We start from the raw sequence: 24,522 nt of genomic DNA, 5'->3' as shown, positions 1-24,522 counted from the left end.
GAACAGCGGATGAACCATTTTAAAACAGGAACAGAGCGGTTTGTACAATTTATTTTAAATAATAAATTTGTTATATTTCTGCTCGTGCTGCTCCTGGTAAGTTTGAATATTTTCGTCATGAGCAAAATCTCCTACGTGTTCACGCCGCTCACCGTATTGTTCAAGACGGTGCTGCTGCCGATTATTTTAGCTGGTGTAGCTTATTATTTGCTAAATCCGATTGTTGACTATTTGGAGACGAAGAAGGCTCCGCGCATTTACTCTATTTTTGTAATCTTTGCGGTCATTTTGGGCTTGCTGACGATTTTGCTGACGGTGGTTATTCCAATTGTAAGCACACAGGTCGTAAGTCTGGTCGAAAATTTACCGGGTTATGCGGATCAGCTGCGAACGAAGTTTGATGAGCTGATGCACAGCGGCGACCTGCGGGAAATTGGGCGGTGGCTCAATATAAATCCGTCAGATTTGAGCGGCAATATTACGAAGCGGGGAACGGAGCTGCTAAATGGCGTGTGGCAAAGTGTAGGGTCTTTCGTGGGAGCGCTTAAAGATGTTGTGCTTGCGGTCATTACACTGCCATTTATTCTGTTCTACTTACTGAAGGATGGCAAGAAGCTGCCGAATTATATTGCTGCTATACTGCCAACGAACATGAGAGCACACACGAAGCGTATTATGGGCGAAATGAACGGCCAAATCAGCAGCTACATAAGAGGGCAGATTATTGTGAGCTTCTGTATTGGCCTGCTGCTGTATATCGGTTATTTGATTATTGGGCTCGAGTACTCGCTAGTGCTGGCGCTGATCGCTGCTTGTACAGCTATTATTCCGTATCTGGGTCCAGCTATCGCGATTACGCCCGCTCTCATTGTAGCGATGGTAACCTCACCCGTCATGCTGCTTAAAATGATTGTGATCTGGACGATTGTCCAGCTGATTGAAGGAAAGTTTATTTCTCCGCAAATTATGGGGAAAAGCATGAAGATTCATCCCATTACGATTATTTTCGTCATTTTGACCGCTGGAAATTTGTTTGGATTAGGGGGCATTATTTTAGCCGTCCCAGGCTATGCTGTGCTGAAGGTTATCGCAACGAATTTCTTCCACTGGCTGCAGGCGCGTTCCCCGCTTTACGCAGCGGAGGAAGTGAATGCGGATAATGATTTTAAGCTATAATATAAGCATTATAAAACGGAGGACTGCTGGCATAAGCAGTCCTTTTATTAAAATATAATAAAGGATCTAAAAGTTGTAATTGCAGTTTTTGTCGCAAAGGAATAAAATGAACATGAGTGTGGTCAAGTCCCTCTAATAATGCGCCCTTATTGTGAAACATTTCACAATTTCAGGCTTTTTTCAGAGGCGGCTTGCCGTTGTAACGGCGTTTAACTAATCATGCAACAAACAACGCAAGGGAGGCATTTTTCGTATGTCGGAAACATTAACAGAGCAAGAAGTACAGACGGGATCTGTACGTAGTGAACTGGACGTTCTGGAGCAATTGCTTAAACCGGAAATCCAAAGCTCGCTGAATCAGCTGGTAGAAAGCTTGCCTAAGCTTGCTGAAATGGTTACTTTGATGACCAAAGCTTATGATGTAGCAACAACTGTGGCGAATGATCAAGTACTTATGGGCGACATGAAGCATGGTATTGAGGAATTCGTTAAGCCGATTACGGACAAGGCTAAAGGCATTGCATCGGCTGCTGTAGAAGCAAATGATCGTGCACAAGCAGAGCCTACGACAATCGGTCTGTTCGGCATTCTCAAAATGCTGAAAGATCCTCAGGTTCAACAAACATTGCGTTTCGCGCAATCGTTCCTGGATGTATTGGCTGAGCGCAACAAACAACGTTAAGATCGGATCAGAATGAGAACGGAGGAACAGTATGTCTAAGCATATTTTGATTTTGGGTGGCGGATATGGTGGTTTGCTGAGCGCATTGACAACTCGCAAACATTTATCCCCCGAGGAAGCAAGCATTACCGTTGTTAACCGTATTCCATCGCACCAAATCGTAACTGAATTGCATCGTCTGGCTGTTGGCGGCGTTCATGAGAACAACGTTGCTTTGCCGCTGACGAAGCTGTTCAAAGATAAATCCATCAATTTGGTTATCGACACTGTCGACAAAATTGATCCGGACCAGAAGCAAGTTCACCTTTCCAGCGGTGCAAAAACTTCCTACGATACGCTTGTTATCGCTCTTGGTGGCGAAACGGCATTTTTCGGCATTCCAGGCCTTGAAGAGAACAGCCTGACGCTGAAATCGGTTGAGGAAGCTAACCGCGTGAGCGCGCACATTCAAGAGCGCCTTGCTGCGTATGCAAAATCGAAAAACAAAGCTGACGCAACGATCGTTGTTGGCGGCGGCGGCCTGACTGGTATTGAGCTGATCGGTGAAATTGCCGACATGCTGCCAAAATGGTGTGAGCAAAGCGGCGTAAACATCAGCGAAGTATCGGTATACAATGTTGAAGCAGGCCCGTCGATCCTGGCTGGTTTCCCTGCAGAGCTTGTTGACCGTGCGAAAGCAAGCCTTGAGAAACGCGGCGTTCAATTGCTGATGGGTATTGCGGTTACAGAAGTAAAAGGCAACGAAGTTATTTTGAAAGACGGTCAAACGCTTGTGGCTAACACATTCGTATGGACTGGCGGCGTTACAGGCAACCCTGTCGTAGCAAACTGCGGTATCGAAGTGAACCGTGGCCGTGCGACTGTGAATGAGTTCCTGCAATCGACTTCGCATCCTGAAGTTTACCTGGCTGGCGACAACGCAGTTGTATTTAGCCCGGATGGTCGTCCATATCCGCCAAGTGCACAAATCGCATGGCAAATGGGCGAAGCAATCGGCTATAACTTGTTCGCGCAATCCAAAGGCTTGCCGCAAAAATCGTTTGAATTCGTTAACTCCGGCGTTCTTGCGAGCCTTGGCCGCAAAGATGCAATCGGAACAATTGGCGCAAGCCAGCTTCGTCTGAGAGGCACTGCAGCTTCCCTGATGAAGGAAGCAAGTAACGTTCGTTACTTGACGCATGTTAACGGCTTGTTCTCGCTCGTTTACTAATTTAATTATGAATAACCATAATAAGTTCTCGTTTAAACGGCAGCAGCTGTTTGGGCGGGAACTTTATTTTTTTCAACGGAAGATGGTACGATAAGAAGAAAGGGGGACAACGGCTATGGAGCATTATGTTGAATATTGCCTGGGCAAGAAGGGCGCTTTTGAAGATTATCCTTTCGGGCCGGAAGCGCTGGTTATGAAGGTAGAAGGAAAGATGTTTGCCCTGATTTCAGACGACCGGAAATCGATATCGCTCAAATGCGACCCCATCATTGCAGAAAATTTACGCGAGCAGCATGCGGCGGTTATTCCCGGCTACCATATGAACAAGAAGCACTGGAATACGGTGCTGCTGGACGGCAGCTTGGAGCCGGAAGAGGTCGAAAGCATGATCACCCACTCCTATGAGCTGGTGGTGAAGTCGCTTCCGAAGGCGGTACGCGAGAGCTTGAGCGGAAGTTAATGGGCTGAAAGTATGGTTTTAGAGGCTCATTTCAGGTATAATAAAAGCATTGAGCTTGTAATTGAATAAAAAGATGTTTTTTGGAGGAGTCTGTCAACAACGGGATTTCTCTGTCTGCTTGTAAGGAGCCCGTATATATGCGGGCTCCTTCTTTACGTTTTTTTGCTGCAAAAGGAGGAGGATGAAATGGAATTTATTTTAACGTTAATGCTAATTATTGCGGTGTCCAAAATCGCAGGGGCGATCTCCGTTAAGCTCGGTCAGCCTGCTGTACTCGGAAAGCTGCTTGCAGGAATAGTCGTCGGTCCTGCTTTGCTTGGCTGGGTCGACAATAGCGACTGGCTCGCTCATTTCTCAGAAATAGGCGTGCTGCTGCTCATGTTTATCGCTGGGCTTGAGACGGATCTGGAGCAGCTGCGTAAAGACTGGAAAGCGTCATTTTCGGTGGCGCTGGGGGGCATTATTTTGCCATTTGCCGGTGGATACGGGGCAGCTGTCTTGTTCGGTTTATCCTCTGGGCAGGCGATCTTTCTCGGGCTGCTGCTCTCGGCGACCTCGGTCAGCATTTCGGTTCAAACGTTGAAGGAGATGAACAAGCTCAGCTCCAGAGAGGGCACGACCATACTCGGAGCAGCGGTTGTAGATGACGTGGTGGTCGTTGTTTTGCTGGCTGTTGTCATGAGCGTGCTCGGTTCAGGAGGAGATGTATCTATTCCACTGCTGCTCGGGAAAAAAGTTCTGTTCTTTGCTGTTGTCATCGCTGCGAGCTGGTGGCTGGTGCCCTTCGTCATGAAGCGGCTGTCCCGCTTTCCGGTTACAGAGGCGGCGATAAGCACTGCGCTTGTTATCTGCTTTGGGTTTGCCTACTTCGCAGATGCAATGGGCGTAGCTGGTATTATCGGTGCCTTTGCTGCGGGAATTGCGATTGGGCAAACACCGCTTCGCCATACGGTCGAAACGAAGATCGAGCCTATAGCCTATTCGTTGTTTGTGCCTGTTTTTTTCATCAGCATCGGACTTAATGTTACTTTTGCCGGAATCGGCGAGCAGCTGCTGTTTATCGCCTTGCTTTCCATTGTGGCTATACTGACAAAGCTGTTCGGCGCTGCAGCCGGAGCAAGGCTCACAGGCTTCAATATGCGTTCTTCCATAGGAATTGGTGCGGGGATGATCTCCAGAGGCGAGGTAGCGCTTATTATCGCTGCAGCCGGCTTGCAGTCGGCCCTGCTGCCGCAGGCTTATTTTACTCCGGTTGTACTCGTAATAATGGTGACAACGCTGGTTACGCCGCCGCTGATGAAGCAGTTGTTCAAGCGGGAGCAGACAGCAAACTAATATTAGGACGACGGAGCATGTAGGGGATACAAATAAATCGGGGAGCCTCTCTATTTTAAAGAGAAGCGCCCCGATTTTAACTTATGAGTCTTATGCGGTTGTTACAACCTGTGCATCTATATCATCGGCTTCGATAATCAGCTCGACCTTCTTGATTCTATGCTTGCCGATCTCACGAATAATAAAGCGCATATTCAGGTGATGGAGCTCCTTGCCAATGCGTGGATCTTGAATTTCGCTGTACAGCCAGCCGCCTACCGTATCGACTTCCTCATGCTCTAGGTTGATGCCTGTCAGCTCGCTTAATTCGTCGAGCGATACTTTACCGTCAAGCAGGTAGGAGTTGTCATCCAGCTTCTCAATATCCTTGCGCTCGTCAGCATCAAATTCATCGCGAATTTCGCCAACGATTTCTTCCAAGATATCTTCAATCGTAATGAGGCCGGATGTTCCGCCGTATTCATCCATCAAAATGGCGATATGAACTTGCTCCTGCTGCATGCGCTTAAGCAGCGTTTTGACAGGCAGCACTTCGGAAACCGTAAGTACAGGATGGATCAGCTTTTTGAAATCAAACTCTTTATTATGATGGAATTGCAAAAACATCTGCTTCGTATTAATCATGCCGATAATGTTGTCTTTGCTGTCTTGAGCGACAGGAAAGCGTGTATATTGTTCTTTATGAATAATTTCCATGTTTTCAACTAACGATTTGTTGGAATACAGGCAAATCATATCGGTGCGGGGCACCATAATCTCCTTCGCGAGCATTTCGTCAAAAGCGAAAATGCGGCTCACGTAGCCATATTCCGTGTTGTTGATTTTGCCGCTCTGGTAGCTGTCATTCAGAATAATCTGAATTTCTTCTTCGCTATGAGCGTCTTCATGTTCTTTAACGGGCTTCAGACCGAACATGCGCACAAGCGCGTTAGCGGAGCCGTTCAGTACCCAGATGAAAGGATACATAATTTTGTAGAATAAAATGATTGGCTTTGCTACTGTGAAGCTGATAAACTCAGCTTTTTGAATTGCCCACGTCTTCGGAGCAAGCTCACCAATAACAACGTGCAGGAATGTAACGGAAGCGAAAGCAATAATAAAGGACAATATGTGACTGACTTCACTGCTTATACTAAGCTGTTGAAAAAGAGGGAACAGGATTTTCTCCACTGTCGGTTCACCCAGCCAACCTAACCCGAGAGCTGTAATGGTAATACCAAGCTGACAGGCCGACAGATAACCATCCAAATTGCTTGTAACCTGTTGTACGGCAAGAGCGTTTTTCTTGCCTTCAAGCACTAATTGATCGACCCGGCTTGCCCGGAGCCTGATAACAGCAAATTCCGTTGCCACGAAAAAGGCAGTCATCACAATTAATAATGCAATCAATAACAGATTAAGTCCTATACCCATGTCTACTTTTCACTATCCTTTTTAAATGAATTTTAAGTTCTTATGAACTAATATACCGAACTCAAGGGTCAATATGCAATCTCGCCATTCGTTGTTAGCAGGCCATATGAGGCAAATTACAGGCAAAAATGCGAAAAATGTTGATATTATTGGCTATTATCTCGTCTTTACATTCCTATATCGCAGGCGTATGATAAGTTCATTCGAACTTGAAATGGTTCAGTACAAGTAGGAGGAAAGCGATATGGAGTCTTTCACGCTTACTCGAAAAGAAATGGCTTGCCTGCTGATGGCGCTAGATGGACAGGATGGACATCGTCCCTTGCAGGTGCTGCAGGATGCTTGGAAGAAGACGCACCGCGATGCATTGGAAGCCGGAGCTTCTCTGCCCGCCTTCTTATCCACGGCCCTTCCCCCCATTCTGGAGAAGATGATAAAAGGCAATGAGGTGAGAGGCTTCTCACTGCAGGAAATCGCTACGCTCGGCCATATGGTGGAGTATTCCAACATGTCTATTACCTCTATGCAGAATTGGGTGAAGCGCGATTTTAAGGTTTATTTCGATTGTCCAAAAATGGGGAAAAAATATTCACTGAATCAAGCGGCGCTTTTGTTCGTCATTGATGATTTGAAGTCGAATCTCGATTTTGAGTCGATTCGTAAGCTGCTTGAGATTTTATTCATTAAGCCAGAGGATGAATCGGCCGATCTGATTGGTCCGCTTGAGCTGTATGCGTCTTACTCGGCCATGTTTGAAGAGCTTGATGCAAACAACGATCAGCTTCTGGATACATTCGGCCATGTAAAGGGTGGCAGCAAGCAGGATGCATTGACGGAAAATGCGATTAAAGCTTCGGCTGACCGTTTTGCCCGGAAGCTGCCGGATTTGACGAACGACCAGTCGGAGGCGCTTCGCAATATTTTGTTTATTGCAGCAATTTCGATCCAGACGGCGTATTTCCACTCGCTGGCCCGCCGTTATTTGAATGCCACTCTGTTTCTGCATCGGTAACCGTGCTGCAGCAGGAGACATGTCCGATTAGGCTTACAGTGTCTGCTCAGGCATACGCGCAAGGCGGGTAAACAATAAGGCTCCTATCCTTAAGCGGATGGGAGCCTTATTTTTCTCGGAATGAAACGCGCCGCGCCGTCAAAGGATGGCGACAGCCGTTACACTTTGTGCCATTTACTTAAATTGTGCAGCTTGCTTCTCGGCAATATCGCCAACGTAAGGCAGTTTGAATTGCTTGCCTTGGTAAGCTTGAAGCATTAGGAAGATCCAGAGGACGAACCCAGCAATACTAAGCAGGCCGCTAACCAGTGTGCCTATAATTGGGATGATGTTCAGTACCATCGTAACCACGAGCAAGCCGCCAAATGTAATAATGGATTGCATCGCATGAAATTTCACATACCGGCTGTTTTTCTCCAAGACCAGGAAAATGATACCGGTGATAAAGCCAAAAACATAACAAAGCAGCGCTGCGACCTTAGGATCGAGCCCAGTTGAGGATTGATCAGGTTGATTGATTTGTTGCATTTGTGAAGGTCATCCTTTCTGATTCGAAAAATGAATGGTGCGTTATACTATATTCTTCCTTACCCACTATTATTCCTGCCAAAACTCGCTAGAATACATCAATTGGTAGCAAAGTCTTGTAAAAGTTTTGTAACTTATGGCTCAAGGTTGTCGTTTATGATGGTGAGTGTGCTTCTGAAGCACTATAACCTTAATAGTTAGGAGTTAGGGAAATGTCAAATTGGACCAAAAAGAAGAAATGGATATATACGCTGTGCGCAGCGGTGCTCGTGCTTGGAACGGCGGGTTATTTTAATCGCGGAGCGCTTGCTATGCTGGGTTTCAACTGGTTTCTCTCTGATCAGGTAGCTACTGGGCTGGAGCAAACCTATAAACCAATAGAAGGCCGCGAACCTATTCAAGTCGGCAATATGAATACGAATCCGTTCGCGTTTATGCTGCTTGGGGTCGACCAGCGGGGCAAGGAAACGGGAAGATCGGATACGATGATCTACACGGTCATACGTCCGAAGGACGGCGCTATTCTCATGGTATCTATCCCGCGTGATACGTATACGGAAATTGTGGGTAAAAATAAAGAGGACAAAATTACGCATGCGTACGCATTTGGTGGTGCCAAGATGGCCATTGAGACGGTCGAAAATCTATTTAACCAGCCTATTAACTATTATGCGGCTATTAATTTTCAGGGTTTTCGTGCTGTTATTGATGCAATGGGAGGGATTTCCCTGCCGATTGCAGAAGATATAGTAAATAAGGATCCCGATCACGAAAAATTTGTCGTGAAAGGCGGTCAGGATGTATATAATGGCAATGATGCGCTGAATTACGTTCGTTACCGTGAAGATGCCGGAGGCGATATGAGCCGTACGGGAAGACATCAAATTTTTCTGAATCAGTTGCTGGATAAAGCATCAGAGGTCGGTCAATGGAGCAAAATCCCTGACCTGATTGACATTATGGGCGAAAACTTCAGTACGGACATCCAGCCTGACCAAATGATTAAGCTGGCGCAGCAGCTGCTGCAACAGGATAACCGCACGATATACAGCCATACGCTGAAAGGCGAGGGACACAGGCTGACGAACGGCGGCGCATGGTATTATTTTGCAGATAAAGACGATTTGTCCAAGACGCAGGCGATGATTGGCAGCTGGCTGAACCCAGATACGGCGAAGCAGGATTTAATCATGCCGGATGAGTACACCTCCAAAGTGCAAAAGCCGGTTGGCTCATTGTCCAGCGCAAGCGACGCCGAGTAGACTGCGGGCAGTCTCAGGGCGGTAAGCGAAGGAAGAAATGGAGTTGATTGACGGATGAACATTGCGTTTTTTCTGCTGCCCAAGCAGGAAGTCGTAACGGTAACACATGACGCAACACTTAGGCAGACGCTGGAGAAAATGGAGCATCACCGTTACACAGCCGTACCGATTATTAACGCTGAGGGCGAATATGCAGGTGTTGTCACAGAAGGCGATTTATTATGGTTCATGAAAAATAGGCCGGAGCTTACTTTCGAAATGACGAATAAAGTCAAGCTGGCGGACGTTCCGCTGCGGCTCAGTCACCGCTCGGTTCGAATTGACGCGAACATGGAAGACCTCATTATGCTGGCGAAGGTGCAAAACTTTGTGCCGGTCGTTGATGACAGCGAGCATTTTATTGGCATTGTGCGGCGAAGTGAAATTATTGATTATTGTCAGACGATTATGCAAAGCGCAATTGCGATTGAGGCATAGTCTATTTCAAAGAAGGCGGAGAGCAGCGGCTCTCCGCCTTTTATCAATGTAAGGCCTTGTCGTTTACGCTGGAAATATGCAAACTTTTATTTTGCCGGACTGAGTTTCCGCTATTTCGGCTTTTAATCCAGATTCATGACGTAAGCGGACAGGAAAGCCGTTATTGCCCTCATTACCCTCTCAAAATGGCTATTTGCAGCTGATTAGCTGCTTCTGAGTCCGCAGGCCGTATCCTTAACTCTGATTTTGTTGAAATAGCGGCTGCTGTGTCCGTCAAGTTTATCTTTTTTCAGGGCAAGTAATAGAGGGACTACATTTGACGCTACATTCGATCAGCATCTGGCTCGCTTACGTTGGCATCCACGTCCTAACATTTCATCGCGAGACGAGCACGGTCTCCTAAATAGGCTTCTATTTCATCGCGAAACGAGCACGGCCTCCAAAGTAAGGAGATGCCGTTTACGCTTGTTGGATGCGGTGAAGCTTATTTGTGATATAATGGGGTCTGGCAAGCATGGCGGCTAGATTTACGAATATACATGTGCAAGAGGTGAACGGTTTGAAGACCGGTATGAAATCTGTTTTATGGAGCGCGGTAGCACTGCTCCTGTTATTGTCCATAGCTGTACCTTTTCTTAATATTTTGACCATCTTGTGTCTTATGGTTCCTTATGTGGTGTTGTACACAGCGCTTCCCGCGCGTGGGTTCATTCTGCATATGCTGCCGGTATGGGTAGTGTCCTTCCTCATATTAGGAGCTCCAGCGTTAATTATCGGTTTGTTTTTCCTTGTTCCTTCTATTGTGATGGGGCATATGTTCAAGAAGCAGCTGCCTGCACATAAAGTGCTGTCAAGAACGGTTATTACGCTGCTTGTACTGTTTTTGATGGAATTTGCAGCTTTTGAAGTGATTTTAGATTTGTCCCTGACTAGCGAAATGGGCAATTTTGTCCGCTCCGTATTTAGCGATCCGCAATTGCAGCCACTGCTTCCTGCGGAATGGAGCGATGAGTATACCGAGATGCTCATTCAAATGATGCTGAATACGATTCCGCTCGCTGTTATTAGCGTATCGTTCTTCTACGCTGTTGTTACCCAATATATTTCGCGGCGTGTGCTTGTATCCTCGGGCATAGAGGTGCCGAGAATGCCACTGGCGAAAGATTGGATGCTGCCGCGGGTATTAGTTATTTATTATGTGATTGTTTACATTCTCAGCCTGTTTGTCAGTCCAGACAGCAAGTCCTTCATGGGAGTAGCCGTGCTGAATTTACTGCCGCTGCTGAGGCTCGCTTTTGCAATCCAAGCCGTCGGTTTCTTCTTCTATTTGGCCCATGAGCGCAAATGGAACCCGGCTATTCCAGTTCTTATTGCAATACCTGTACTGCTTTTCTCGCCACTGAGCTTAATCGGTGTGCTTGATGCTGCTTTCCCTATCCGTAAGTCATTTACGAAGAAATCCTAGCACAGGAGCGATCAGGAAATGCCAAAGTTTTTAGTTGTTCGCTGGCATGGCATGCATCAGTTGGCGGCTTTCGCTATTATGGCGGTTATGACGACAGCCCTTGCTTGGTTCGAATGGCGAATCGGGCTTATTGCTCTGCTGTTTATGATCGGTTTCAGCGTATATGGTTTTCTAGCGGAGCGGGCGTTCCGCAAAGATTTAAAAACGTATTTAAGTACGATTTCTTACCGGGTAAAGAAGGCCGGCAATGATGTGATTAGCGAGCTTCCTTTCGGTATTATATTGTATAATGAAGACAAGACGGTCGAATGGCATAACCCTTATATTGCTGAGATTTTGGGCCATGATTCTGTCGTGGGGCAGACCATCGCAGAGCTGTTCCCCTCCTTGCACCAGACGAAGGACAAGGAACGCGAGGCAGAGCAGCAGGTTATAGTGGGAAACTATGTTTTTCAGCTGATTTTCAAGCCGGAAGAGCGCATTTTGTACGTGAAAAATATTACCGAGCTGTGGCATCTCTCCAAGAAATATGAAGAGGAGAAGCTGGCACTGGGCATCGTCATGATTGACAGCTTGGATGAAGTAACACAGGGCATGGATGACAACCAGCGCTCGGCGCTGCTGTCCAAGGTTACGACCGAGATTACCGAGTGGGCGCAGCGTTATCAGCTTCATATTAAGCGGCTGACCTCAGACCGGTTTATGCTCATCACGAACCTCAGGACGCTTAGGCAGCTGGAGCAGTCTCGGTTTGTGCTGCTCGATGAAGTTCGCGAGCTTACCTGCGATCAGAAAATCCCTACGACGCTCAGCATCGGCTTTGCTGCTGAGGCAGAGAGCATTGTTGAGCTGGGCCAGTGGGCGCAATCCAGCCTTGATATTGCTCTTGGGCGCGGCGGCGATCAAGCAGCTGTCAAAATCGGCGGCAGGCAGTCTTTCTATGGCGGCAAGTCCAATGCGGTCGAGAAGCGGACCCGTGTTCGGGCTCGCGTCGTGGCGCACGCGCTTAGAGATTTGATTAAGGAAAGCGGCAATATTATTATCATGGGCCACAAGATGCCGGATATGGATGCAATCGGCGCAGCTATTGGGATTACGAAGGCGGCGCAAATGTTCGGCAAGGAAGCTTTCATTGTGCTGGAAGGCATCAACCCTTCCATTCAGAAAATGATGGAGATGCTGCGCGAGGATGATCGATTCTCCAAACGGTTCATTACGCCGGAGCAGGCGATGTCCATGACGAACAATAAGACGCTGACGGTTGTCGTCGATACCCACAAGGCGTCGATGGTGAAGGAACCGCGGCTAATTGGAGCACATGGGAAAATCGTCGTCATTGACCATCACCGCCGCGGCGAGGAGTTTATTGCGAATGCGATTCTGGTCTACATGGAGCCGTATGCGTCTTCCACTTGCGAGCTGGTAGCGGAGCTTCTCCAATACATTGCGGATCGCATCGTGCTTGATGTGAGGGAAGCTACTGCGCTGCTTGCTGGCATTACGGTAGATACGAAGAGCTTCTCGCTTCGTACCGGCGCCAGAACGTTTGAGGCGGCATCGTTCCTAAGGCGCAACGGCGCGGATTCCATGCTTGTGCAGCGGATGCTGAAGGAAGATTTGGAAGAGTACGTACGCAAGGCGGAAATTATTAAGCATGCTAGCGTCCATTATGAGCATATCGCGATTGCTGTAACCGATCCGGGCCGCAAGGTAGGCCAGCTGTTAATTGCACAGGCGGCAGATACGCTGCTCAATATGACGGATATTTTGGCATCGTTCGTCGTTGGCGAGCGAACAGACGGCTTAATCGGCATAAGCGCGCGTTCGCTTGGCGACATGAACGTGCAGGTCGTGATGGAGAGAATGGGCGGAGGCGGGCATTTAACGAATGCTGCCGCCCAGCTTGAGGGCACCGTTAGTGAAGTAGCGGAGAAGCTTAAAGCGGTACTAAAAGAAATTGATAAGGAAGAGGGGTTATTTGAATGAAAGTAATTTTTTTGGCAGATGTTAAGGGACAAGGGAAAAAAGGCGAGGTTAAAGATGTATCCGAAGGTTATGTGCGTAATTTTTTACTTCCTAAAGGACTGGCGAAACCGGCATCAGACGGCAATCTGAAGACGCTCGAAGTACAAAATGCTTCCGAGCAGAAGCGTAAAGCGCAGGAGAAGGAAGATGCGAAGACGCTTGCGAAGAAGATGGAGGAAATGACGATCGTGCTGAAAACGAAGGCTGGCGAAGGCGGCCGTTTATTCGGTGCCATCACATCCAAGCAAATCGGAGAGCAGTTGGCTGCACAAGGCGTTAAGGTCGACAAACGTAAAATTGAGCTGGAAGAGCCCATTCGTACACTTGGCATGACGGAAGTGCTTGTGAAGCTGCATCCTGAAGTGAAAGCCAAGCTGCGCGTGCAAACAACTGAGGAATAATAGTTATAGGGGGAAATGATGAGTACAGAGCTGAAGTTTGATCGCGTTCCGCCGCAGAACATGGAGGCGGAGCAAGCCGTTATCGGTGCCGTGCTGCTGCAGGCGGAAGCGCTGATTACAGCTATGGAGCGTCTTCGCAGTGAAGATTTTTACAGTGGCCCCCATCAGCGTATTTATGAAGCGATGATTGAGCTGGCTGAAAATAATCAGCCGATCGATCTGGTTACGCTCACTGCGCATTTGCAGGATCAGCAGCTGCTCGACGAAATTGGCGGCGTGTCTTATTTGGCACGGCTGGCCAGCTCCGTTCCAACGGCAGCGAACGTCGATTATTACGCGCAGATCGTAGAAGAGAAATCCTTGCTGCGCCGTCTGATCCGCACGGCTACGAATATCGTAACCGAAGGTTATGCCGGAACGGAGCAGGTAGGTGCGCTTCTGGGCGATGCGGAGCAGAAAATTCTCGAAATTTCCAATCGGCGCTCCAGCAGCGGGTTTATTTCCATCCGCGATGTGCTGATGGAAGTGTTCGAGAAGGTCGAGCACTTGTATATGAACAAAGGCGGTACGTCAGGCATTCCATCGGGCTTTGTCGATCTGGACAAAATGACGTCCGGCTTCCAGCGCAGCGATCTCATTATTGTTGCGGCCCGTCCTTCCGTTGGTAAGACGGCGTTCGCACTGAATATTGCCCAAAATGTCGGTGTTCGGGCACGCGAGACGGTCGCCATATTCAGTCTGGAGATGTCGGCTGCACAGCTTGTGCAGCGGATGATTTGTGCGGAAGCGAATGTGGACGCGGGCCGGATGCGGACAGGCTTTCTGGAGGGCGACGACTGGGAAAAGCTGACGATGGCGATTGGCGCCTTATCCGAGGCGCAGATCTTTATTGATGATACACCCGGCATAACGGTCGCTGAAATTCGTGCGAAATGCCGCCGTCTCAAGAAAGAACGCGGGCTTGGCATGATTTTGATTGATTACCTCCAGCTTATTTCCGGCCGCGGCAAGGCAGGGGAAAATCGGCAGCAGGAAGTATCGGAAATTTCCCGTACACTGAAGCAGATTGCCCGTGAGCTTGAAGTGCCGGTTATCGCGCTGTCGCAGCTCAGCCGGGGCGTTGAGCAGCGTCAGGACAAGCGTCCGATGATGTCCGATCTTCGGGAATCCGGTTCAATTGAGCAGGATGCCGACATTGTATCCTTCCTTTATCGGGATGATTATTACGATAAGGAATCGGAGAAAAAAAATATTATCGAGATTATTATTGCCAAGCAGCGGAATGGACCCGTTGGTACGGTTGAGCTGGTGTTTCTGAAAAATTTCAATAAATTCGTCAGCTTGGACCGTTCTCATGAGGATCCATCGCAGGCATCCTAATGATATCCGAACAATTGTAGAGCTCTTTCTACAATTGTTCGTTTTTAGTTTGACTTCTATTTCGGGTACTGCTACACTAATATTGCTGTCTTCGTGTGTCACCCGTTGTTCTCGTAAGTAAGGGAAAACCGGTGCAATAGAAGAACAGTAAATTTCGGTGTGTCTATACACCGGACGGGGGTATGTTTATGTCTACGGTTGTTGTGGTTGGTACGCAGTGGGGAGACGAAGGAAAAGGCAAAATTACCGATTATCTGGCGGAAGGCGCCGACGTCGTCGCTCGCTATCAAGGCGGTAACAATGCCGGACACACTATTCTCATTGACAATAAGAAATATAAATTAACGATGGTACCTTCGGGTATTTTTAACCACAATAAAGTGTGTGTCATCGGTAATGGTATGGTTATTAACCCTAAAGCGCTAATTGAAGAAATTAACTATATTCAAGAAAACGGGTTTTCGACTGAAAACTTGAAAATCAGCGATCGTGCCCATGTCATTATGCCTTATCATATCGTACTTGATGCATTGGAAGAAACGCGCAAAGGCGATAATAAAATTGGTACAACGGGCAAAGGTATCGGTCCTTGCTACATGGATAAAGCCGCTCGCAACGGCATTCGGATCGCCGACCTGATGGATGCAGAAGAGTTTGAGCAGAAGCTGCGCCGCCTTGTTGTCGAGAAAAACCAAGTGATTGAGCAAGTATTCGGCGGCGAGCCGCTGAATGCCGACAGCATCGTTGAGGAATACCTCGCTTATGCTGAAGTGCTTCGCTCGTATGTAACGGACACGTCCGTTGTCCTGAATGATGCGATTGATGCTGGCAACAAGGTGCTGTTTGAAGGCGCGCAAGGCGTTATGCTGGATATTGACCAAGGTACATATCCATTCGTAACTTCGTCCAACCCATCCGCTGGCGGCGTATGTATCGGTTCTGGCGTAGGCCCATCGAAAATCCAGCAAGTTATCGGCGTAGCTAAAGCCTATACAACACGTGTTGGCGATGGTCCATTCCCAACTGAGCAAAACAATGCAATCGGCGATTTGATTCGCGATAAAGGCCATGAGTACGGTACGGTTACTGGGCGTCCGCGCCGTGTAGGCTGGTTCGACAGCGTAGTTGTACGCCATGCTCGCCGTGTTAGCGGAATTACAGGCCTGTCGCTTAACTCGCTCGACGTTATGACAGGCATTGAAACGGTTAAAATTTGCACAGGCTACAAATATAATGGGGAAATCATTACGCACTATCCAGCAAGCCTGAAAATGCTTGCGGATTGCGAAGCGGTATATGAGGAGCTTCCAGGCTGGTCTGAGGATATTTCTGGCGCAAAAACGCTGGATGATCTGCCAGTGAACACGCGCAATTACTTGAACCGCGTATCGGAGCTGACAGGTATTCCGATTGCGATTTTCTCAGTCGGCCGCAACCGCGAGCAGACAAATCCGGTTGTAGCTATTTACAAATAGACGAAACCGCTAGACGGATAACAAAGAGGAAGACAGCTGCGAATGCTGTCTTCTTTCTTTTTTTTCACAATAAATGAAAAGGGATGATGTGGAATGAGCAAGGATATTCAGCTTTTGGCGATTTCGGGAAGCTTGCGTGAGAAGTCTTCCAATACGGCACTTATGAGCGCGATTATCGGGCTGGCTGCGGAGCCTGTACGTTTCAGCGTTTACAGCGGGCTGGGCGAGCTTCCGCATTTTAATCCTGATCTGGATGTAGAGGAAGGGCCAGCAGCGGTTAGAGAGCTGCGCAAACAGCTAAAGGAGGCAGACGGCGTTCTCATCTGTACACCTGAATACGGGAATGGTGTCCCGGGCTCCTTGAAAAATGCGCTCGACTGGATCGTGTCCTCTGGCGAATTCGTCAACAAAAGGGTGGCGGTTGTCACGGCATCGCCATCTCCAATGGGCGGGGATAAAGCCAATGCTTCGCTGCTGCTTACGCTGAATATGATTAATGCGATTATCGTGGATCAAGGCATAGTCATTATTCCGCATATCACTCTCAAGATGAACAAAGAAGGCGTTATTACGGATGAAGACACGAAGCGGCAACTGCTCGCTATGCTGGCTAATCTGGCACAGCCCAATTCTCTTGAATAAAAGGGCCTCTCAGCGCTGAGCAGCGGTTATGTGCCCTTTCTCTTGTCCATAATGGTAAAAGAAGCCAATATGCGAATGGATCAAGCAGGAAGGGCAAGGTGAAGAGCATGTGGAAAATGACAGGCTGGCTGGCGAAAACGGTGGCAGCAGGAATCATTATAAGCTTTTTGTCGATTTGGACGACGGGCTATATTGTGAGCAGTTACGTGGATACGATTTTGAAGCAATATAATTTACCTCTGGAAGTAAAGCCAATGGCGCTGACTGGATTATGGGGAAAAATGTGGGGCGCTGATCCGCTGATGGCGGACACAGGAGGCTTCAAGGGTCAGTCTGGCGCCTCGCAGGCTGAAAAGGATGGCTCAGGGGCGAGCAGCAGCAGCTCGACTGAGCAAGGAGAGACGGGAGCTCAGAAGCCCAGCGGAGAGGTTTCCTCGGGCGAGGGCGCAGCGGCAGGGGAAGATTCCCCGCTTGCCATCGATGCTTTCGGTCAGCAATCGGAGCCGCCGCTTACTGATATGGGCATTGGCGGCGGGACGAAAGCGGGCGGCGGTGCGGCCTTAGGTATAGGCGCAGGCGGCACGGAAAGCGGTACAGAGGGTAGCGGTACGACGAACGGCGGTACGGAAGAAGTGGATGGAGAGCAGCCTTTAGTAGAGTCGGAGCCGGGTACAGATGGCTCTTCCATTGACGGTACGGAAACAGCGGTTACGACGGATCAGCTGAATCAGGTCAAAAGCCAAATGAGCGACACGGACAAGACAGAGCTGTTCGGATTATTAATGACCAAGCTGCCCCAAGAAGCTTGGCAGACGATATCCGGCTACATGGAAAATGGCCTTACAGATCAAGAGCTTACAGAGCTTCAACAGGTCATTGCCCAGCATTTGAGCAAGGAAGAATACGAGCAAATTATGAGTATTCTGAAGAAATATTAATATTAGGCGGTATTCGGAGAGGTTGCTCCTCGTATTAAGGCTATGTTAAAGTAATAGTCGGGTGTTCTGACGGGACAAAGGGCCCTGATATGATTCGGAAGACCTAATTAAGATAGCGGCATTAAGGCGAGAAGGAGACGATCATGACCGATTTTAGGGCAACGGGTCGGATCCGAAAGGCGTGGAATACATCCATTCAGTTCTTTCGGCAATTCCGAACACAAGACTCGAAAGGCATCAATCAGCAACCGACCGCAGCAGTGCAAGCGACATCGACAACAGCAGCAGCTACTAACTATAAGAAACCTATCATCCTTGCAGGCGGAATTATCGCGATTTTGGCAGCAGTCGGAATTGGCGGTATACAATATATTAAGGCTAACACGAATGACTATTATCACTTATATATGAACGGCACCGAAGTAGGGACGGTCGGCAGTCCGCTGGAGGTTGGGGCGCTGCTTGAGCAGAAGGCGTCCAAAGCACAGCAGGCAACGCCGGATATTCCAATCTTGGTGGAATCAGGTCAACTTACATATACGAGTACAAGTGCATACAAAGGTGTCCCGGATACGCAGCAGACGCTTGCGAAGCTGGAAGGCCTGCTTACAACCCACGCTGTTGGCGTAGAGGTGAAGGTAAATGGCAAAGTAATCGGTATTGTGAAAAACCAAGAAGCAGCAGATGCCGTACTGGCACGTGTGCAGAGCAAATATGCACCGGAAGAGAAGGCGGAGAAGGAATCAACGAAGGTTCGCGCACTCGCTTTTTCACCAGAGGAAGCGGAGGCGGACAAGAATACACCTAAGGCAGGCAAGGAACTGACGGATGTCGCTTTCGTAGAGAAGGTGGAGACGGATGCAGTATCGACTTCGCTTAGCGACATTGTCTCAGACAATGATATGTACAAGCTGCTCGTAGAGGGCACAATTAAACCAACGAAATATACGGTAGCGCAAGGCGATTGCGTCGGTTGTATCGCTCAGAAATTTGATATTTCACCGCAAGTGATTTATGAGAATAACAAAGGCATTGAAGATGATATGATCAAGGTTGGAGATGTGCTTGATCTTACGGTTCGCCAGCCGGAGCTTTCTGTCCGGACAACCGAGAATTTGACGGAGATCGTAACGATCGATCCGCCAACCGAGGTTCAGAAAAATGATGACATGCGCGTTGGAGAATCCAAGCTGATCAGCGCAGGCGTCAGCGGCTCCAAGAGCCTAACCTACAAAATCGTGAAAGAGAATGGTTACCTAATCAGCGAAGAGCTGGTAGACCAGCAGGTGATTACGGAAGCTATTCCAACCGTTATGATGAAGGGCACGAAGGTCATTTTGGGTGAAGGAACGGGTTTATTCTCTTCTCCAGTATCGAGCTATTCGGTGTCCAGCACGTTCGGACAGCGTTGGGGACGGATGCATAAAGGCATCGACATGACGGGCAGCAAAACGATTACAGCAGCTGACAATGGCGTTGTTAGTTTTGCGGGCACGAAGAACGGCTACGGCAACGTAGTCATTATTGACCATAAGAACGGATATGAAACGCTGTACGGGCATCTGGATTCGATTAGCGTCAGCGTAGGCGATATATTAGAAAAAGGCGATACACTAGGTATTATGGGGAACACGGGACGGTCTTACGGCGTCCACCTTCATTTTGAAATTCATAAAGACGGAGAGCTTCAAAACCCGTTGAAATATTTATAATCGGACTTATACTATCAGGGGAGTGCAGCCGAAGCGAAAGCTTGCGGGGGCGCTCCTCTTCTTATTTTCAACTCAGGCGCATGAAGGAACTTTAATTGGGAACTGGGTATGGCAGTATGGTAAGATAGTATTGCTATGCATATAAGGTTTTACCCTAAAGTATGGGAAGATTAAACAGATCAGAATTAGGAAGCGACAGGCGGTGTGACGATGCACGGTAAAATTTTAGTGGTCGACGACGAACAGCCGATTGCAGATATATTGAAGTTCAACTTGGAGAAAGAAGGCTACGAGGTTATTTGTGCTTTCGATGGCGGACAGGCTGTGGAGCTTGCTTTTGCAGAGAAACCGGATTTAATGCTGCTCGACCTGATGCTTCCGGTGAAGGATGGCATGGATGTGTGCCGCGAGGTTCGCGCGAAGCTGCATATGCCGATCATTATGCTGACGGCGAAGGATACGGAAATCGATAAGGTGCTGGGCCTTGAGCTTGGTGCGGATGATTATGTGACGAAGCCGTTCAGCACCCGCGAGCTGCTGGCACGAGTGAAGGCTCATCTAAGACGGCAGCAGAAGTCGGCAGAGGTTACGGTAAGTGCGGGAGGCTCGGATGGCGGACAGGACGAACAGCAGGAGAAGCAGGGTCTGCGTCTGTTTAATTTGTTCATTGATACCGATATGTATGTCGTCTACAAGGACAACCAGCCGCTTGATTTGACGCACCGGGAATACGAGCTTGTCTATTATATGGCGCGCAACAGCGGCAAGGTCATGACGCGGGAGCATTTGCTGCAGGCGGTATGGGGCTTTGAATATTTTGGCGACGTGCGGACGGTGGATGTAACAATCCGCAGGCTGCGTGAGAAGATCGAGGATGATCCGAGCAGGCCGGAGTTCATTATGACGCGGCGCGGGCTGGGTTATATGATGCGAAGCACGAAGCCGGGAGGTTACGGTTACGTATGATGGTGCGGCGATTTTTTCGCACGATCCAGGTGAAGCTGGTCATTATTTATTTGCTGCTGATTCTGGTGGCGATGCAGTTGATTGGCGTCTATTTCATTAGCACGGTCAAGACTTCGCTGACGGACAGCTTCACGAACAACCTCAAGGAGCAGGCCGATATTTTGTCCAAGCTGGCGGCGCGCCACTTGTCGATCAAGCCAGGCGGTGATCTGGATACGAATGTGGAAAGCGCGGAAGGGCTCAGCCTCGTCGTTCGCAACTTGTTCAGCATAAGCGGCACAGAGGTGCAGGTGCTCGATGCGAATGGCAAGATCGTTGCGACGTCTGTTCAGGTGCCGGAATCGTATGTAGGCAAGAAAAATCCGTCGCTCGCGGTGAGCCGGGCATTGGTCGGCATTCCAGAGAACGAGGAAGAGATCATTGACGAAAATAATGTCCGGAAAAAGATCATTGCGCTGCCGGTAACAGGCAACGACAATGACAATGTGCTCGGCGCGGTCTATATGGTCGCGTCGATGGACAGCCTGTATGACACGGTGAACCGGGTCAATCAGATTTTTTTCTCGGGAACGCTCCTCGCTTTGGGGCTGACGGGGGTGCTCGGCATTTTGCTTGCCCATACGATCACGAGCCCCATTCAAGGACTGACCCGGCAGGCGGCAGCGGTCGCTGAAGGGAAGTTCGATTTCAAGGTGCCGGTGCTGGGCGATGATGAAATTGGGCGGCTCAGCATGGCGTTTAACGATATGACGATCCGGCTGAAGGAGGCGCTGTCGGTCAATGAAGAGGAGAATGAGAAGCTGAATTCCATTCTCTCGAATATGAGCGATGGCGTTATTGCAGCGGATGAACACGGGAAGGTCATCGTCTGGAATCGGCGGTCGCTGGAAATGCTTGATCGCAAAAGCTGCGAAAATTGCAGCCTGACCGAGCTGCTGTCGCTGCCTCAGCAGCGCTTGGACGAGCTGAGGCAGGGCAAGGAGCAGACGCTCATTCTTGATCGCGGCGAGGAAGCGGAAATGGATGAGGCGGAAGGGATAATGCGCGTCACCTTTACGCCCATTCACCGCCGGGATAAAGGGACGACGGGGACCATTGTCGTCTTGCAGGATGTCACCGAGCAGGAGAAGCTGGAGCAGTCGCGCAGGCAGTTCGTTGCGAATGTCTCCCATGAGCTGCGGACGCCGCTGACGACGATCAAGAGCTATGCAGAGGCGCTGAATGACGGGGCGCTAGCGGAGCGGGAGCTGTCGGAGCGTTTCGTCGGCGTTATCAGCAATGAGACGGAGCGAATGATTCGGCTCGTGTCCGACCTGCTGCATTTGTCACGGCTGGATTCCAATCAGGCGCCCATGCGGCGCAGGCAGACGAACATCCACGATATGCTCGACGAGGTGGCGGATCGGTTCTCGTTCCAGCTGCGCCAGAAGTCGATTCGGGCTTCTATTGAGGTCGATAGCGAGCTGAAAGAGGCTTGGCTGGACCGGGATCAGATTGATCAGGTGCTGGATAATCTTTTTTCCAATGCGATTAAATATACGCTGGACGGCGGCAAAATTCAGCTAAGCGCCCGCAAACAGGAGCAATCGTTAATCGCGATTAGCGTCAAGGATACGGGAATCGGTATTCCGAAGCGGGATTTGCAAAAGATCTTCGATCGGTTCTACCGCGTAGACAAGGCCCGCTCGCGCAATATGGGCGGAACAGGGCTAGGCTTGTCCATTGCCCGGGAAATCGTCAAAGCGCATGGCGGCACGATTTCGCTTGATTCGGAGCTGAATGTCGGGACGACGGTTACGTTCACGCTGCCGATGCTGGAAGAGGACGGTGAGCGAAGCTAATGGAACGGGCGAAAACGATGCTATTAATTTTTTTGGTCGCCTTCAGTCTCATACAAAGCTATTTCCTCGCTTACAGCATGCCAGGGCTTGGGGCTACGGTACGGACGGAGCAGGACTACATTAATGCGGAGCCGCTTGGTGAAGAGACGACGGTGGAAAATGTTGTTTTTCCCGATGAGCTGATCATCCACTTTGGCGGGGACAAGCATACGGTGCTGTATCCGGGCATGACCTTCTATAATATGATTCTCAAGGACCGCATACAGGGTCGCGAGTTTAAAGGATTTCAGCGGAGTCCAATCGATGTCATGGATTGGGAGCAGGTGCGGAAAAAGGATGCGGGTGTGGAGCTGCGCTTCCAAAATGGCGTACCGGTTGATTTGCTGCGCAAGCTGCTGAAGGTGCAGGGCGACATTATGTTTTTGAATGAGACGATTGACCGCATCTGGATTTTCAAAACGAGCAATACGGAAGAGGTGCGAACCTTCTTCTTTAGCGAGGGTGGCGATATCGTCTATGAATCGGTTCAGGCCGATTTGACGGTTCGCGATGTGCAGGATTACGTCGGCTTCGGGGAATATCAGACGAATTATCAGTATGCGGACGGCGATCTGTATATTCCGGATAAGCCGCTTCAGGCGGTGGAAATCGTGTATCCATATACGATTTATTCGGCAGATGTGGTGCAGCGCAATCTGTTCTTCGATCCAGGTACGACGAAGGCGCTTAAGGATCGCAGCGGCGCACAAATCTATACCGATGGCAAACGCGGGCTTCAAGTGGAGCAGAGCGGCAACTGGATGATTTATACCGATCCGGCGGCGTCAAAGAGCGCAGATAATATTTTGAGCGATAATGTGTATGCCGCAGTGGAGTTTGTAAATCAGCATGGCGGCTGGGATGGCACGCATCGCTTCGTTAATCCTGTACTGGATGCGGACAGCAAGCTGGGCAGAACGGTGCTGTTCCAGCAGTATTTGGAGCAATATCCGGTTTTGGAGGCGGCGGGCTTTCAGTATGGCTGGATTCGGCTGATTTTGCAGCAGGGCGTGGTGACGGAGTACAATCGTTCGCTGATTACGCTTGGCAATCAAGCAGAAACGCGGGAATCGCGTTATTTGCCGGGTGGCGATGATTTGCGGGGTGCGCTCAAGCATTATGCAAAGCTATCTGAGGTCACAAGTCTGTTCCCGGCACTTCAGGCGGTGCCGAAGGAAGGCAGCAAGCTGGATTTTGTCCCCGTATGGGGTGTGAAGCTTGCGGATGGCACGCAGGAAGTGCTGATGGAGGCTTATCCAACAGGCTACGTTCCGATGGAAGTAACGACCGATGCTGAAGGATCGGCTGGAGCGGCGAAGTAGGAGGTGAGAGGCGTTTGGATTGGAGCAGAGCGAAAAGTGTGCTAATCGGCAGCTTCCTGCTGCTTAATATTTTGCTTGGCTATCAGGTATGGCTGGAGGTGCGGGAGCAGCTGGACATTAACAATCACTCAGCGGAGCTTCCGCCAGACACCGTCGCGGTGATGAAGCAGAAGCGCATCGAGCTGAACGCCAACTTGCCGCTTGAAACGCCAAGCATGCGTGATTTAACCTACCAGCTCAAGTCGCTAAGTCTGGAGAAACAGGAGCTTGTGAAGCTGGAGACGCCAGTGGATAGACGAATCGTCTTCTCGCAAAAGGATTTGCTCGCTGCACTAGGCAATCAAATTCCGGACATTGAACAATACGCTTTCGATCCGCTCGGCAGTAAGGCAGGCGTGTTCGTCTTGTACCGGATGGTCGATAACCGGCCGCTGTTCGAGGTCAAGCTGGAGCTGTATTACAGCAATCAGAAAATTACGGGTTTTAAGCAGTCGCGCATTGAGGTGCTGGATAGCAATGATGCGAAGCAGCAGACGGTGCTGCCGGCAGCGAAGGCGGTAGCGCCGTTCATTGAGCGGAATTTGCCGGATGGCTCGGTTATTACCGATATTCAGCTTGGCTATCATGGACAGACGTTTGATACGGACATGCAAGTATCCGCGCCTTATTGGCGAGTACTAGTAGAGGATGCGGACCGCCCTTATTATATCCATGCGGTAAGCGGTGAGGTTGCCCAGGATAAGGAGCAGTAGGTACTTGCC

22 protein-coding genes are annotated in these 24,522 nt (G+C 49.3%); 20 read left to right on the top strand and 2 right to left on the bottom strand.

The genetic code is table 11. The features are described 5' to 3' along the window. Positions 1–9 precede the first annotated feature (9 nt). From ACSR9A_RS05385 to ACSR9A_RS05365, 5 genes are all read left to right on the top strand, one after another. The gene (locus ACSR9A_RS05385; RefSeq protein ID WP_473756071.1) at positions 10–1,176 is read left to right on the top strand and encodes an AI-2E family transporter; all 1,167 of its coding nucleotides are present in this window, start codon (positions 10–12) and stop codon (positions 1,174–1,176) included. Between the two features lie 253 nt (positions 1,177–1,429). Then, positions 1,430–1,858: a DUF1641 domain-containing protein gene (locus tag ACSR9A_RS05380; RefSeq protein WP_046234592.1), complete on the top strand. Its 429-nt coding sequence runs from the start codon at positions 1,430–1,432 to the stop codon at positions 1,856–1,858. Between the two features lie 31 nt (positions 1,859–1,889). After that, positions 1,890–3,068 carry an NAD(P)/FAD-dependent oxidoreductase gene (locus ACSR9A_RS05375; RefSeq protein ID WP_473756070.1) on the top strand — a complete coding sequence of 393 codons (1,179 nt, stop codon included), beginning with the start codon at positions 1,890–1,892 and terminating at the stop codon, positions 3,066–3,068. Between the two features lie 115 nt (positions 3,069–3,183). Then, positions 3,184–3,528, top strand: a complete 345-nt coding sequence (locus tag ACSR9A_RS05370) for an MmcQ/YjbR family DNA-binding protein (protein WP_473756069.1) — start codon at positions 3,184–3,186, stop codon at positions 3,526–3,528. 186 nt (positions 3,529–3,714) lie between these two features. Continuing rightward, the gene (locus ACSR9A_RS05365) at positions 3,715–4,863 is read left to right on the top strand and encodes a cation:proton antiporter (RefSeq protein ID WP_473756068.1); all 1,149 of its coding nucleotides are present in this window, start codon (positions 3,715–3,717) and stop codon (positions 4,861–4,863) included. A 90-nt stretch (positions 4,864–4,953) separates the two neighbouring features. Here the strand turns inward: ACSR9A_RS05365 and ACSR9A_RS05360 are convergent, their stop codons facing one another. Continuing rightward, complete coding sequence (locus ACSR9A_RS05360) at positions 4,954–6,276, bottom strand: hemolysin family protein (RefSeq protein ID WP_473756067.1); 1,323 nt, start codon at positions 6,274–6,276, stop codon at positions 4,954–4,956. 244 nt (positions 6,277–6,520) lie between these two features. Between ACSR9A_RS05360 and ACSR9A_RS05355 the strand changes: the two genes are divergently transcribed. Then, a complete protein-coding gene (locus ACSR9A_RS05355; RefSeq protein ID WP_341280261.1) occupies positions 6,521–7,288 on the top strand; it encodes a DUF1836 domain-containing protein in 768 nt (255 codons plus the stop codon). Between the two features lie 174 nt (positions 7,289–7,462). Here the strand turns inward: ACSR9A_RS05355 and ACSR9A_RS05350 are convergent, their stop codons facing one another. Next, complete coding sequence (locus tag ACSR9A_RS05350; RefSeq protein ID WP_473756066.1) at positions 7,463–7,816, bottom strand: DUF4870 domain-containing protein; 354 nt, start codon at positions 7,814–7,816, stop codon at positions 7,463–7,465. Positions 7,817–8,028: 212 nt separating this feature from the next. Between ACSR9A_RS05350 and ACSR9A_RS05345 the strand changes: the two genes are divergently transcribed. The 14 genes from ACSR9A_RS05345 to yycI all read left to right on the top strand — a co-directional run bounded on the left by ACSR9A_RS05345 (position 8,029) and on the right by yycI (position 24,513). After that, positions 8,029–9,078, top strand: coding sequence for an LCP family protein (locus tag ACSR9A_RS05345; RefSeq protein WP_473756065.1), 1,050 nt, complete (start codon positions 8,029–8,031; stop codon positions 9,076–9,078). A gap of 54 nt (positions 9,079–9,132) precedes the next feature. Then, a complete protein-coding gene (locus tag ACSR9A_RS05340; RefSeq protein WP_341280258.1) occupies positions 9,133–9,555 on the top strand; it encodes a CBS domain-containing protein in 423 nt (140 codons plus the stop codon). 514 nt (positions 9,556–10,069) lie between these two features. After that, the gene (locus tag ACSR9A_RS05335; protein WP_473756064.1) at positions 10,070–11,020 is read left to right on the top strand and encodes a DUF2232 domain-containing protein; all 951 of its coding nucleotides are present in this window, start codon (positions 10,070–10,072) and stop codon (positions 11,018–11,020) included. Positions 11,021–11,038: 18 nt separating this feature from the next. After that, a complete protein-coding gene (locus tag ACSR9A_RS05330) occupies positions 11,039–13,006 on the top strand; it encodes a DHH family phosphoesterase (RefSeq protein WP_473756063.1) in 1,968 nt (655 codons plus the stop codon). Further along, positions 13,003–13,446 (top strand): 50S ribosomal protein L9, encoded by a 444-nt coding sequence (gene rplI / locus ACSR9A_RS05325; RefSeq protein WP_056036137.1) that lies wholly within the window; start codon positions 13,003–13,005, stop codon positions 13,444–13,446. The genes ACSR9A_RS05330 and rplI overlap by 4 nt, the downstream gene beginning before the upstream one ends. Positions 13,447–13,464: 18 nt before the next feature. Then, entirely contained in the window at positions 13,465–14,826 is a 1,362-nt protein-coding gene (gene dnaB, locus ACSR9A_RS05320; RefSeq protein WP_341283116.1) for a replicative DNA helicase, read from the top strand. 188 nt (positions 14,827–15,014) lie between these two features. Further along, positions 15,015–16,301, top strand: a complete 1,287-nt coding sequence (locus ACSR9A_RS05315; protein WP_473756062.1) for an adenylosuccinate synthase — start codon at positions 15,015–15,017, stop codon at positions 16,299–16,301. Between the two features lie 93 nt (positions 16,302–16,394). Continuing rightward, entirely contained in the window at positions 16,395–16,943 is a 549-nt protein-coding gene (locus ACSR9A_RS05310) for an NADPH-dependent FMN reductase (RefSeq protein WP_473756061.1), read from the top strand. Between the two features lie 98 nt (positions 16,944–17,041). Then, the gene (locus ACSR9A_RS05305; protein WP_473756060.1) at positions 17,042–17,881 is read left to right on the top strand and encodes a hypothetical protein; all 840 of its coding nucleotides are present in this window, start codon (positions 17,042–17,044) and stop codon (positions 17,879–17,881) included. Between the two features lie 143 nt (positions 17,882–18,024). Continuing rightward, positions 18,025–19,593 carry a peptidoglycan DD-metalloendopeptidase family protein gene (locus ACSR9A_RS05300; protein ID WP_473756059.1) on the top strand — a complete coding sequence of 523 codons (1,569 nt, stop codon included), beginning with the start codon at positions 18,025–18,027 and terminating at the stop codon, positions 19,591–19,593. Between the two features lie 210 nt (positions 19,594–19,803). Then, positions 19,804–20,559, top strand: coding sequence for a response regulator YycF (gene yycF, locus ACSR9A_RS05295; RefSeq protein WP_341280251.1), 756 nt, complete (start codon positions 19,804–19,806; stop codon positions 20,557–20,559). Beyond that, positions 20,556–22,400, top strand: coding sequence for a cell wall metabolism sensor histidine kinase WalK (walK, locus tag ACSR9A_RS05290; protein ID WP_473756058.1), 1,845 nt, complete (start codon positions 20,556–20,558; stop codon positions 22,398–22,400). The genes yycF and walK overlap by 4 nt, the downstream gene beginning before the upstream one ends. Next, a complete protein-coding gene (locus ACSR9A_RS05285) occupies positions 22,400–23,761 on the top strand; it encodes a YycH family regulatory protein (protein ID WP_473756057.1) in 1,362 nt (453 codons plus the stop codon). Before walK ends, ACSR9A_RS05285 begins: the two co-directional genes overlap by 1 nt. A gap of 14 nt (positions 23,762–23,775) precedes the next feature. Beyond that, positions 23,776–24,513: a two-component system regulatory protein YycI gene (gene yycI / locus ACSR9A_RS05280; RefSeq protein ID WP_473756055.1), complete on the top strand. Its 738-nt coding sequence runs from the start codon at positions 23,776–23,778 to the stop codon at positions 24,511–24,513. The last annotated feature ends 9 nt before the right edge of the window (positions 24,514–24,522 follow it).

It is taken from the genome of Paenibacillus sp. R-74696 (assembly GCF_055814915.1).
Note: the sequence above shows the minus strand (reverse complement) of the source record. Positions and strands in the feature narration are given on the sequence as shown.